The sequence below is a fragment of the Anabaenopsis elenkinii CCIBt3563 genome (assembly GCF_015245355.1).
In the GTDB taxonomy this organism is placed as follows: Bacteria; Cyanobacteriota; Cyanobacteriia; order Cyanobacteriales; family Nostocaceae; genus Anabaenopsis; species Anabaenopsis elenkinii.
Map to the genome: position 1 here is coordinate 3057715 of NZ_CP063311.1, position 13464 is coordinate 3071178.

7 protein-coding genes are annotated in these 13464 nt (G+C 42.4%); 3 read left to right on the forward strand and 4 right to left on the reverse strand.

What is annotated here, in order from left to right; translation table 11 throughout:
- Positions 1-213: 213 nt before the first annotated feature.
- From IM676_RS13465 to IM676_RS13480, 4 genes are all read right to left on the reverse strand, one after another.
- Positions 214-3480, reverse strand: a complete 3267-nt coding sequence (locus IM676_RS13465) for a DUF4214 domain-containing protein (protein ID WP_200987373.1) — start codon at positions 3478-3480, stop codon at positions 214-216.
- Between the two features lie 584 nt (positions 3481-4064).
- Positions 4065-5354, reverse strand: coding sequence for an ABC transporter ATP-binding protein (locus IM676_RS13470; protein ID WP_200987374.1), 1290 nt, complete (start codon positions 5352-5354; stop codon positions 4065-4067).
- Between the two features lie 29 nt (positions 5355-5383).
- Entirely contained in the window at positions 5384-6217 is an 834-nt protein-coding gene (locus IM676_RS13475) for an ABC transporter permease (RefSeq protein ID WP_200987375.1), read from the reverse strand.
- 111 nt (positions 6218-6328) lie between these two features.
- On the reverse strand, positions 6329-7018 hold the full coding sequence (locus IM676_RS13480; RefSeq protein ID WP_225880426.1) for a DUF2887 domain-containing protein: 690 nt from the start codon (positions 7016-7018) through the stop codon (positions 6329-6331).
- A 349-nt stretch (positions 7019-7367) separates the two neighbouring features.
- Between IM676_RS13480 and IM676_RS13485 the strand changes: the two genes are divergently transcribed.
- The 3 genes from IM676_RS13485 to IM676_RS13495 all read left to right on the forward strand — a co-directional run bounded on the left by IM676_RS13485 (position 7368) and on the right by IM676_RS13495 (position 13456).
- Entirely contained in the window at positions 7368-9470 is a 2103-nt protein-coding gene (locus tag IM676_RS13485) for a tetratricopeptide repeat protein (RefSeq protein WP_200987376.1), read from the forward strand.
- A gap of 129 nt (positions 9471-9599) precedes the next feature.
- Positions 9600-11075, forward strand: a complete 1476-nt coding sequence (gene gatB / locus IM676_RS13490; RefSeq protein WP_200987377.1) for an Asp-tRNA(Asn)/Glu-tRNA(Gln) amidotransferase subunit GatB — start codon at positions 9600-9602, stop codon at positions 11073-11075.
- Positions 11076-11377: 302 nt separating this feature from the next.
- Positions 11378-13456: a DUF1565 domain-containing protein gene (locus tag IM676_RS13495; protein WP_200990207.1), complete on the forward strand. Its 2079-nt coding sequence runs from the start codon at positions 11378-11380 to the stop codon at positions 13454-13456.
- The last annotated feature ends 8 nt before the right edge of the window (positions 13457-13464 follow it).

Consider the following 13464-nt stretch of genomic DNA (forward strand, 5'->3'; position numbering starts at 1 on the left):
GTGGGCGTTGACTATGGGCAATGATTTTTTACCCTATTTTCCCTGTGAAAATTAACACTCAGTCGGATTGATCCGACTTCAGCTTTCAGACAGGGGTTTCTAACCCCTGGCTGCGGGGGACCTTGACTATAGGCGATCGCTGTTCTGACAAAAAAAAGGCATAAGTTGATTATGCCCTAGAAAAACTTATGAAAAAGGTATGTTCCTATTCATCTACCCAGCAAGAATGAAATCTGCTGTACTTAGAGCCAAGGGACCATTGAGTCGAATGAATAAATCATCTGTGAGATCAGGTGTTTGATTAGTAGCCAGGATGAAAGTGTTACCTCCCAACTGAAAGTAACCAAACCTATCAGCACCTATGAGAGTGGCTGCATTATTTGCAGCATCCGCCACATTCGCACCCGCAGGGGTAACTAGTCCTGCAAAGTCATCTGCAGTAAAGTTTAATGCTCTCAGGTTAATCTGGTCTTGTCGTGTTGCTGCAGCTCCTCCTACTCCCGGGATTGCTACCGTAAAGTCGGTAATAATATCAAAAGTTACTCTGTTCGAGTGAGCAGCAGATGTATAAATGAAGGTGTCATTACCACCACCACCTGTTAAAGTATCGGCACCAGCGCTACTTCTGAAAGTGTCATTACCATCACCACCTGTTAAGGTGTCATTAAGAGCAGTACCAGTAACTGTTAACTGTCCAGTATAGGCGGGTCCAACAGCAGCACCAGTTAACGGATCAACACCAGACCCATTAATTGTGATACCTTGGCGAGCATTTTCTGGCAGTGTGGGGGCTGCTATGATCAGGTTTCTGTCCTGATTTCCATCTCCAACTCCATCTGCCGCCCTTCCTGATCCGATAACATTGATAATTAACCCCTCGTTACCATATTCTAGGGTATCAATTCGATTGGGAGTGGTGCTTACACTGGTATTATTATTCCGGTCAGAGACTAAAGTCAGATTTCGGATGTTTTGATCTAAGGTTAAGTTAACCCGTTGCTGTGCTCCTTCAAGGGTTAATTCCCCTATATTATCTAAGCTAATTCGATCATTTTGATCAGCACCTCTGAGGGTAACATCACCTGCTGGAGCTGTTGGAGTTACAAATTCAAAGCGGTTAATACCGGTGATTTGCCCAGCATCTGCGGTCAATGTGGTTCCATTCAAGCGCAGGATTTCAATACCTTGAGCACGGTTATTGATGACAGCAACATTAGTGGGTAGTTGAGCATTACCTGTAGGTGTCAAATCAGCCAGAATGTTAAGAGCTGCACCTTGTCTAAGTTCTAAAGTATCTGTTCCGTCGCCACCTTGGAAAGTTCCGTTGCGCCCAAAGAATCGCCCTGCATTGAATATGAATGTGTCATCTAAGGCGGTACCAGTGGCATTCAAGTCCGCAGTGAAGTTTCTAGCATCAATAGTAACACCGTCTTCAGCATCTTCTGGAAGCTCAATTCCCCTGATGGTTAAAGCTCTCTCTTGAGTTCCCAGAGCATCAGCCCCTGTTGGACTTGTTAAAACGTTAATTCTTAATCCATCAACATCAGATACTAGTCTGGTAATAACATTTCTACCGGCAACAGTAGCATTATTAAATCTGTCAGAGGTTAAATTCAGAGTTGCAGGTGAGTTTTCTAAGGTCAAATCAACACTTGCTTGTGCTGCTCCTCGGAGGTTTAATGTCCCTGTACCATCTAGGGTGAACCTATCATTAGCAGCAGCATTGCTGAGGTTGACCGTGTTAGCGGCAAACTCATATCTGTTAACAGCAGTAATTCTGCTAGCGTCTACTGTAACAGTAGGTACGTTACCACCCGGATTTCCCTGCAAGCGCAAGATTTCAATACTCTGAGCCGCGTTAACAGCATTGAGTAAAGGAGCGTTGGTGTTGTTCATAACAACAGCAGCATCACTTCTCAATACTAATGTATCTGTACCATTACCACCATTAACTCTGTCCTGAGTATCAAAGTTAGCAAGCACAAACCCAATAGTGTCATCACCGGAACTACCTGTGAAGTTAACCCTACCGTTATTAAAGGTTAATTCTACACCGCCACTGTTAGCTGAGGCATTAACAGTTGTCTGTGCAGTGCGGTTTAAGGTAATTTCGCTGGTAACTTCTAGCCTTGCATCCCCGCTAATATTGATGTTTCTGACAGATGTGTTTTCTCCGTTTGGTAGTAGAGGACCAAATACAGGAAGGGTCGTAATTCTGTTCACCCCATCCTCAAATTCACTTTCCGACCTCAGGTTAACAGTCTCGACCCGATTACCTTGTATTTCCAGTTGTGTGGAAGAATCAGTCATGGAAACAGCCGCAACCGTTCCATTACCAAAGTTACCAGTGATACGACGATTGGTGACGACATTATCAATATCAAGTTCAATATCCCGTAGTCCGGCGACGGTCAAATTGCCTTGAGGATTAAACTTGACAGTGACTTTTTCCAGACCTGAACCAGCCGCAGGGCTAAAGTCAATATTTTCGCCTCGAGCGTTGATTAATTCAACGTTTTCAACACCTCGGAGAGTGGGCAAAACGCGATCAGCGTTATAATACTTGAAAGTATCTGTACCACCAGGTCCACCATCAATCCTGTCCCCTACTTGAACAGTGGCGAAAAATTGGTTCCCATTGTCCCCAATGAACACGTCATTACCACTAGTACCTACAAGATTTTCATTAGGGCTGGTGGTCAGGGTAAAGGGTGTTTGGAAGTTATCAGTCAGACCTTGAGCAACGACTACCTTATTGTTCAAAACCTCCCGATCTCGACTATCGGCACCAGCAGCCTCTAATATTTCTAGAACAACTTCCGCTCTGGAGGAATTGTTGATTCTTTCAACCCAAAAATTCCTACCTCCCTCGTCTGTAGCGCGTCCGAAAGCATTACTGTAGATTAACTCCACAAATTCACGGTTAATCAACCCGGTATATTTTTCTTGCGCCTCTTGGGAACCGATAATACTGGCGGTGATATCAGCGATAGATTTACCTTCATTCAGCTGAGAAACCCAAAAAGCTTGACCCCCCGCATCTGCGGCTCTACCCAGCAATGTTACATAAAGGGATTGCACAAGTGAGCGATGGGTCTCATTCTTAGCAGTTTCAACTCGACGATTTAAAACTTCTCTATCAGCAGGTCCTGCTGAAGCAATAATATCACGGACTACTTGAGCTCGTGTATCTACGGTGGGTGATGCGCCTAACCTCCCGACCCAAAAAGCTTTACCACCTGAATCTGCTACCCGACCAAAGGCGTTGCTGTAGATAAACTCAATAAATTCACCAGGGGTAAAACTAGCAATTCTTGCTTGTACTGCTGGTGAATTAGTCAGTTCTGTGGCGAAGGTTGTGAGAGGAGACAGACCGAGATTTAACCGCCTCGTCCAAAATGCAAAAGCTTCTCGTTCTGCTCCTCTACCAAGGAGGGCAACATAGAGGCTTTGGATGTTATTGATATTTTCGACTGTCATAACTTGGGATTTTCACTCCTTTGAAGTTGGATACTACGCAACATCACACCAGTAAAAAGAGACACTCTAATGTAAGTTCCCCTACATACAGCTTATGTTGTTAAACCATACCAAAGCATTATTTGGGCGAAAGTATAATATAATGCCAAGACATATGATCCAACATTTTGGTTTTGTTTGTCATCCATCTAAAGATAGATATTCAAACTTTTGTTTGTTCTTGTCATCCATCTAAAGACTGATATTGATTGAATACTTGTGATTTAGTACCTATGTCCATGGATCGGGATGAAAAATCCCCGAAACCTAGGTAAAATATGGATATTAGATATTAATGTTTTTCTGAGTAAAGGTGTAGGATCTTATTTTTTCTCATTTGTCATCTATCTTTAGATAGATTTTTTAATACTCCTAGTCATAATTTACCCCATGAAAAAATGAAAATCCTTCTTGATTACCTCTAGAGGTAATCAAAAAGGATGAGATGAGAGGTTGTTTGATCAGTTTTCAGCCATAATTCTCATGATATTTCCCTCCCCCAGGGGAGGGTGAGGGAGGGGTAAAACAATATTTGAGACCTGTAACTATTCTTTCTTTCCTAGTTCCACAGGGTTTTGGCAAAGATTGAACCTAATACAAGATTGTAAATCTATCAAGCCATCACAGGAACTACCGTTATGGACTTCAAAAACTAGCAGTTCATCCACCCAGTCATAACTTACCCCTGTTTCGGAATGTATACCCACAGTAATCGTATAAACTCCCCTATTCATCAAGCAGGGAACTTGAAACACAACTTGCAATTGTTGATTTTCTTGAATATCCGGTAATTTAATCTGCTGTAAGTGGGTGTTAGTACCATAAATTACCAACCCCATGAGATTTCTTAAAGATATACCAACAACTAAATCAGAAAGTTCCCCTTGAGCTAGGATTAATATACTAATTTCAAAACTCTTACCCGTCTCTAGTTTGGTAACTGCTTCACCCTGGTAATCCAGAATAGTTACCTCTTGAATTACTGCTAGCTGATTACCATGCCTACTTACACCATCATGATGATTATTTTGACTGATATGATCAGGCTGGTCAACTAATTGGGCGCTCTGGGTGATTCTGGTTTCAACTGCCGGTTGATCATCTGCGCTTAATAAAGCAATATAATGGTTAACCACATCATTAGGAGTACCTATTTCTAGCATTCTGCCACAATTCATCAATATAGCGCTATGACATAACATTTTCACACTACTGGCATCATGGGAAACAAATAATATAGTTACGCCCTGTTCTTTGAGGTGACGAATTCGCTTCATACAGCGAGCTTGAAACTTTGCATCCCCCACAGCTAAAGCTTCATCTACTATCAAAATACTCGGTTGTGTATGAGCGACTACCGCAAAAGCTAACCTCACCACCATCCCACTAGAATAAGTCTTCACAGGATGCTCAATAAAATCTCCAATTTCCGCAAAAGCTGCTATGTCATCAAACTTCGCTGCTATTTCTTCTCGACTTAAGCCTAAAATTTGACCATTAAAAAATACGTTCTGTCTCCCAGTAAACTCTGGGTTAAACCCGCTACCTAGTTCTAGGAGGGCGGATACCCTACCATTGACAAACACTTCACCTGTAGTGGGGGTGAGGGTTCCGGCGATAATTTGTAAGAGTGTGCTTTTACCAGAACCATTTTGACCAATAATTCCTAAAGTTTCCCCCCGGGGAACCTGTAAATTTATATCCCGGAGCGCCCAAAATTCCTGGGCGTAGTTTTTATTAGGTAGTAGAATTTCCTTAAGCTTATCTACTGGACGAGGATAACGCTTGTAAGACTTGGAGATGTTCTTTAGTGAAATGGCAATTTCCTCACCCATACCATCCTAATTAATTGGTAAAAACTTTGCTACAGGACATCAGCAAAAGCCGGACGCAGCTTTTTATAAACGGTAAATCCAAAACCAAATATAATCAAGGCGACTAAACTAGCAACCCCCCATTCTCCCCAATGTTGCACCTTTCCCACCAAAATTAAATCACGATATACCTCCGCGATGGACGTGAGGGGATTTAGCCAAAATACCCAATTGCGCCACCCTTCGGGAATTGAAGTAGCGGGATAAATAATTGGTGTTAAATACAACCACATATTTAAAACTACCCCCAGGGTTTGGGGAACATCACGCAAAAAAACCGTTAGACCCGCTGCTAAATAACCCAAACCAGTAGTTAGCAGTAATTGGGTTAACCAAACTAAGGGTAACAGCGCCAGGGTAGTATGTAAAGTATGAGTTTGGACAGCTACAAACACAATCAACGCCATCAAACCAAAAGAACTTTCAATGAAAGTAGATAAAATTGGTACCAAGGGTAACAAAGCCAGGGGAAAGACTACCTTCTTAACTAAATTTGGCTGTCCTACCACGCAACCAGCAGACTGGATGAGTCCCCCAGAAAAAGCAATCCAGGGAAGCAACCCCGCAAATAACCACAATCCAAAGGTAAAATTATTTTCCGGAAGGCTAGTGAGGCTTAACTTGACCCTCAAAACAATGGAAAATACGTAAGTATAAATTAGCAACTGTGAAAGCTGATTTACCAATGGCCACAAATTCCCCAGGATTGACCCCTTATACCGGGCTTCTAAATCTCGTCTGACTAGGGTTCTGAGTAAATCCAACTTAGCCCTGAACTGCTGATTTATTGGCAGTATACTCCTCAGCTTCCCTGGGTGTCCCATAATTCCCACTCATTAATCCTTACTCATGACTGATTACTAATAGCGTTTTCTGATTATAATGCTTAACATACCCGACTTCTGTTAGAAATCGGGTATCTGACTAATAATAAACTACAGATGAGACTGTAACCATATTTGCAAATCAGCCACAGTGGTAAAGTCCAGCAAGTCCTCACCCAAAGCCTCAATCTGTGATAAAGATAACCCCTGTATCTGTGATCCACACTGGGGGGAAACCTCACCCAAACGACGATTTAATAACCGCATCACCAAAGATAAAGCTTCCTGTGTGCGACCCTGTTCCAGACCTTGTGTGCGACCCTGTTCCAGACCTTCTTCCAGACCCTCTTCCTTAGCTTCCCGTATAGCTCTAGGTTCCACTAAATCCAATCCCAACATAGAGACAATTTCCTCTCTACTTAAGTTTGTAAACTTGTAAATAATAATTGTCGTCACTAAATCTATTATGGCTGTTTGTGACTCTTGCTGTGCTTGTGTGAGTAAAAACCTGGCGGTGTCTATAGCTTCTGTTCCTTCCTTCACAGTCAGCAACATCAACCCTAAGCCCAAACTTTGTTCCTCCACATCCCCCAACTCATCTAAATAGATTCGGTGTACTTGTCCTCCCAACAGTAGGGAACGATGAATGTTTAAATTACTAGGTTCTAAATTCCGAGAGCCAAAAATAATCACCCCTACCCAGTCATCATAACGAATCGAGTGACGGTATAAAAACAGAGATAATTCCGAAAAAAACCGAAAATACAAATCTTCATCTTTTTGAAACTGTACCTCCGCCAAAAATACTATAGCAGGGGGCAGGGGGCAGGGGGCAGGGGGAAGCCTTGAAACGCTTGAATTTCAATGGTTTTATCTTCTGTTTGTGTCCTAACCACCTTGGCGGTTGCTATAGATAAAATTGAGATCCTTTTTTATGTCTTTAAGTGCTTTGAGATTCCTATGGCTAAAGTCACAATATGGCTATGACAATACCTGGTGGTTATGCTCCTCACAGGGGGTTTCACTTTGCTAGCAAGGTAGAATACGCAGGTCAGTATTGTAATTCTTTATCGATGAGAACATAAAAACACTGCGACTCAAGTAAATTGATTTGTGTTTTGTGTCACTCCTAAACATCCCATGAGGTTTTATGAAGCCCAAAAATCAAGTCTTTCTCACTTTAGTATTGAAAAGCGCTCTTGTCTTTTCGCCCTTGCTGCTTGCTGGTATTGCTACTGGTTCCACACCAGTTAATAGGCCTGAGGTAATATCTGCTCAGAAGTTGCAAGCACAACAGCTTACTCCAGAGCCAGTTACACCCAGGGTAGCGCCAGGTTTCAATAATACAAATGTCTTGTGGAGTGTGTGGTTAGTAATCTTGAGTTTATTTCCTGTGTCGGTAATTGCTTTATTCTGGCTGTTGCGCCGGGTGGCAATTCGTGAGATTGTTCATAGAGCAATGGCACAGCTAGACGGGTTAGAAAATCTCCAAAACCAGCTGATTATTGTCAAGCAAGATGCGGAAAATCTGATTCGAGACACTAAACAGAGAAATCGTGAATTGGAAACAGAAATTTTGACTTTGCAACAGAATATACAAAGACAAAAGGAGAATTTAGCTAATTTAACATCTGAAATGGTGCAGTCAAAAGATACCATCCTAGGAGAATTAAAAACGAAAATTAAAGAGATTGAAGAGAATTTGGAGTCTGATTTTACAGTCAAAATATCTCAGTTGCAGTTAGCAGCGGAACAAACAAGAGATAGAATCATAGAAGGTTTAGAGAATCTAGAGTCTGAGTTGATCCATAAACTAGAGAATTTGCAGTTAGAGGCTGAACAACAAAATCATCTCTATGTGGAAAATTTAGAAGCATCTAGGAGTGAATTTGTGGCTGAACTTTCTCATTTACGGTCTCAGACTCAATCAGAGAAAGATCACACTGTGGCAAATCTGATTAAAGTATATGGTGATGCAGAAAACCAAAAGAATGATATTATAGAGAATATTAGGGAATTAGAAAGATTATTTCAAGGAGAAATATCTAACTGGCAATCTGAGGCTCGGCAAGGAAAAGATAATATTTTTGAGAGTTTAGGAAAGTTACGGGTAGATGCGCAACAGGAAAAAGATAAAACCCTAGATAGTTTAAGGGAGTTAGAAAATTTATTTAAGGCTCAAATCGCTGTATTACAGTCTGAGGTAGAATCACATAGGAATAGTCTCCTAGAAAGTATGAGGGGATTAGAGTCGGAATTTGTATCTCAAATTTCTGAGTTACAGTTGGATGCTCAAAACCGCAAAGCGCTGATTGCTGAGAATTTAGAAGCATCAGCTACACAGTTGACAGAGCAATTTTCAGATTTACAATTTCATGCTCAAGAGCAAAAGCTGTTGATTGTGGAAAAGCTGGAAAAATTAGAGATAGATTTTGTATCTCAACTTTCTAGGTTACAGTTGGATGCTGCACATCGCCAGGAAATAATTTTACAGGAATTAATGAAGACTGAACCGCTTTCTGTCACTGAAGAGTCACAGGTTGAGCTACAAGGTTCAGAGTCAGTTAATGACGACTTTCAACAAGCAGAAGAGTTATTTACTCAAGGGAAATATCCCGAGGCGATCGCAGTTTATAATCAGGTGGTGAAAACTCAGCCAGATAATTCCGTCGCTTGGCTAAAACGGGGTTTGACTTTAGGGAGATTACAACGTCACCAAGATGCTATTGCTTCCTATGAAAAAGCAATTGAAATTCGTCCAGATTATCACCAGGCTTGGTGCGATCGCGGTGTGGCTTTTGGTAAACTAGGACAGCATCAACAGGCTTTTGCATCTTTTGACCAAGCTACCCAAGTCAAGGATGATGATCCAGTGGCTTGGTTAAATCGTGGTCTTTCTTTGATAGAGTTAGAAAGATATGAAGATGCGATCGCCAGTTTTGACCAAGCCATCAAAATTAATCCCAATTCTGCCAAGGTCTGGGATAAACGGGGTTATGCTCTGGTCAGATTAGGAGAAGATGAAGATGCGATCGCCAGTTTTGACCAAGCCATCAAAATTAATCCCAACTATGCTAGTGCTTATTACAATAAAGCCGCTTGCTATGCCCTGCAAAGACAACTAAAATTAGCCTTGGCAAATCTGCAACAAGCAATTGAACTGAATCCCAGTTATAAAGAAGATGCAGCATTTGACATTGATTTTGATGAAATTGCCGATGATAAAAGTTTTAAGGAAATGATTTCTCATTGAAGCTCACCCCTAAGCCCTATTCTTGCTCAGTCAAGCAGTGAAGACTGTGACCAACAATCTCCCCAAATGCAAAGAAGGTTTAAAATATTAGCCTAAACTAAAAATTAGCCTCAATAGCAATATTATAGTATGACTGCTGCCACAACTGTAAAAACTAAGTACGAAGCGATTATAGGTCTAGAAACCCATTGTCAACTGAGCACCAATACCAAGATTTTCTCTAATAGCTCCACTGCTTTCGGTGCTGATCCCAATACTAACATCGACCCCGTGTGTATGGGCTTACCTGGAGTTTTACCTGTACTGAATGAAAAAGTCCTAGAATATGCTGTCAAGGCGGGTTTGGCTTTGAATTGCCAAATTGCTAAGTATAGTAAATTTGACCGTAAACAGTATTTTTATCCTGATCTGCCCAAAAATTACCAAATTTCTCAATATGACCTCCCTATTGCGGAACATGGTTGGCTAGAAATCGAATTGGTAGATGCTGAGGGGGAACCGATTCGTAAACGCATTGGTGTGACTCGTTTGCACATGGAGGAAGATGCAGGAAAACTGGTACACGCGGGGAGCGATCGCCTGTCTGGTTCTAGCTATTCTCTGGTAGACTATAATCGCGCGGGTGTGCCATTAGTAGAAATTGTTTCCGAGCCTGACTTGCGTTCTGGTGAAGAAGCAGCAGAATATGCCCAAGAATTACGCCGAATTATGCGTTATCTTGGTGTGAGTGATGGCAATATGCAAGAAGGTTCTCTACGCTGTGATGTGAATATCTCTGTGCGTCCGGTGGGACAACAGAAGTTTGGCGTTAAGGTAGAAATTAAAAATATGAACTCCTTCAACGCCATTCAACGGGCGATTGATTATGAGATTGAGCGCCAAATTGCAGCTATAGAAGCAGGGGAGCCGATTATCCAAGAAACTCGCTTATGGGAAGAAGGCGCTCAACGTACAATTAGTATGCGGGTGAAAGAAGGTTCCAGTGATTACCGCTATTTCCCAGAACCAGATTTAGCACCCATTGAGGTATCCGAGTCTCAATTAGCGCAATGGCGAGGGGAACTTCCCGAACTACCCGCCCAAAAACGTCATCGCTATGAAACTGATTTAGGACTGTCGGCTTATGATACGCGGGTGTTGACAGAAGACCGCACCGTAGCAGATTATTTTGAAGGTGTGATTGTTGCTGGGGGAAATCCCAAGGCTGCGGCAAACTGGATTACTCAAGACATAGCTGCATACCTCAACAAGCAAAAGCTAAGTATTACGGAAATTGCCTTGACTCCCGCCAATTTAGCCGAGGTGATTAATCGGATTGAATCTGGTAAAATTAGCAATGCCCAAGCTAAACAAAAGCTGCCAGATTTGCTAAGTGGTATTTCCCCAGAGCAAGCCTTTGCAGGTCAGGAGTTAATCACTGATCCTAGTGTACTAGAACCGATCATTGATGAAGCGATCGCGGCTAATCCCAAAGAACTAGAGAAGTATCGCAATGGTAACACCAAGCTAAAAGGGTTTTTTGTCGGACAGGTTTTGAAGAAAACGGACAAACGAGCCGATCCTCAACTCACTAATGAATTAGTTGAGAAGAAACTAAATTCCTAGCTGTTCACTGTTTTTAACCTAATTCTTAATCATATCTTTACAAAAAGATAGAAAAATAGGTTACACCCCTCACCCCTTAAAGGCTATTCTATGCATTGTAGATGAACCCTAATGATCTGGAGAGCAGCCCATGAGCTCTCCTGATTTTTTACACCACATCAGAGCCGAGAAGCTGATCAGGCTTTGATCCGTGTAAGTGTCAATTTGATAAGTTGATTTAAGTGCAATTTTAGCCAAAATTGGTATAAGTTATGATTCATGGCTGGACTAGCATAACTTATACAATTGCATTTAAACCATCAATGGTGAACTCTACTTTTGTGACCATATTCTATGTCAATTCCATCCAGGGGAATGATCGCAATTCTGGCTCTCGGTCTAGTCCCTTTAGAACTCTCACCCGTGCTTTAAAGACCAGCAAAACACCACTAATTATTCAGTTGACATCCGGGACTTATAGTTCTGCGAATGGTGAGGTATTTCCCATAGTTATTTCTGGGGCGGTGACATTAGTAGGTAACGAACCTAACAAAGGTGCGGGGATTGTGATTTCCGGGAGTGGTGAGTATCAAACTTCTAGTTTTGGTAGACAAAATATCACATTACTGTTGGCAGATCATGCTAGTCTGTTGGGTGTGACGGTGACTAACCCCATATCTAAAGGGACTGGGGTGTGGATTTCATCGTCAGCCAAAAACGTGGCTAACAATACTTTCACTAACTGTGGTAGAGAAGGTATATTTGTCAGTGGTACTGCTAAACCCACCATTGTCAATAATGTATTTAGGCACAATGCTGCCAGTGGTTTGATGATGGCGCGTCATAGTAAGGGTGAAGTGCTAGGCAATCTCTTTGAGCAAAACCCCTTGGGTATTGCTATCAGTGATGATGCTGCTCCACTAATAGCAAATAACAGAGTATCAGATAACCGTGTAGGCATCGCTTTATCTCGCAACGCTAGGCCGGTGCTACGTCACAATCGAATTAGACAAAATACCCAAGGAGGAATGTTAGTTAATGGTAAAGCCATTCCTGATTTAGGTAATCATCAAGACCCAGCTGGCAATATTTTCGCTGGTAACGGGGAATTCGATTTACACAACAGCACACCAGAAACAATAGTTTCAGCAGGTAATCAATTGAATCCCACCCAAGTTAAGGGTAGGGTAGATTTTATAGCAGTGCTCCAAGAGCATCCTCAAAGGCTCTCAGGAAGCAGTAGTATTTTTCCTGACTTAGCCGGACATTGGTCAGCAGCTTTTGTGGAAGCATTGGTAAGGAGGGGTGCGATTAGCGGCTTCCCCGATGGTACTTTTGCCCCAGATAGCCCCGTTACTCGTGCTCAGTATGCGGCCATGATTGCGAAAACTTTTGAGTTACCAAGGATAAATTTTAATAGTCAATTTACAGATATAAATCCCAGTTTTTGGGCTACATCAGCCATTTCCCGAACAGCGGAAATGGGTTTTATGAGTGGGTTCCCCGATGGGACATTTCGAGGTGGACAAAATTTGACCAGAGTACAGGCCATAGTATCTATAGTTAGTGGGTTAAAACTCACAGGGGTGAATCACCAGGTGTTGAACCTGTACCGCGATCGCGCTCAAATTCCTACCTATGCCACTCATGCTGTAGCAGTGGCTACCCAAGCATCACTAGTGGTCAACTACCCCCAAACAGCTGAATTGGAACCTATGCGAGATATAACTCGTGGCGAAGTGGTAGCATTAATTTATCAAGGGTTAGTAGCCACCAGTCAGGAAAAGGCCATCCCTTCGCCCTATATTGTCAGCCCCGATCTTGATCTCCCATGCTTTACCGACATCATGGGACATTGGGCAGAACCATTTATTCGGGGATTGGCTAGCATGAATTTAACTCGTGGTTTTGCTGATGGTAGCTACCAGCCAGATGAACCCATGAATCGTGCCCAATATGCGGCCTTAGTAGCCCTAGCCTTTAACCCCACACCCAAACGCCCCGCACCTGAGTTTAAAGATGTATTCCCAGATTTTTGGGCTTATCAAGCCTTACAAATTGCTGCTAGGGGTGGCTTTGTCAGTGGATTTAGGGATGGAACTTTCCGCCCCGGGCAAAATGTGCAAAGGTTACAGGTAATTGTCTCCTTAGTGAATGGGCTGACTTTACCAACAGCTGACGATAATACTTTACTCACTTATACTGATGATCATACAATTCCCGATTATGCGCGTAAAGCAGTGGTAACTGCTACACAGCAAAGAATTGTTGTCAACTACCCAAGCCCTAAACAACTTGTACCCCAGAGGGAAGCAACCCGTGGCGAGGTAGCCGCAATGGTCTATCAGGCATTAGTTGCAATCCAGCGAGCCCCAACTATTAATTCACCCTATATTGTTTAGAGAATCAC

Excerpts from the sequence above, each read along its gene's own strand:
- IM676_RS13465 (WP_200987373.1), bottom strand. The coding sequence starts at position 3,480 with ATGACAGTCGAAAATATCAATAACATCCAAAGCCTCTATGTTGCCCTC.
- IM676_RS13470 (WP_200987374.1), bottom strand. The coding sequence starts at position 5,354 with ATGGGTGAGGAAATTGCCATTTCACTAAAGAACATCTCCAAGTCTTAC.
- IM676_RS13475 (WP_200987375.1), bottom strand. The coding sequence starts at position 6,217 with ATGGGACACCCAGGGAAGCTGAGGAGTATACTGCCAATAAATCAGCAG.
- IM676_RS13485 (WP_200987376.1), top strand. The coding sequence starts at position 7,368 with ATGAAGCCCAAAAATCAAGTCTTTCTCACTTTAGTATTGAAAAGCGCT.
- gatB (WP_200987377.1), top strand. The coding sequence starts at position 9,600 with ATGACTGCTGCCACAACTGTAAAAACTAAGTACGAAGCGATTATAGGT.
- IM676_RS13495 (WP_200990207.1), top strand. The coding sequence starts at position 11,378 with ATGGTGAACTCTACTTTTGTGACCATATTCTATGTCAATTCCATCCAG.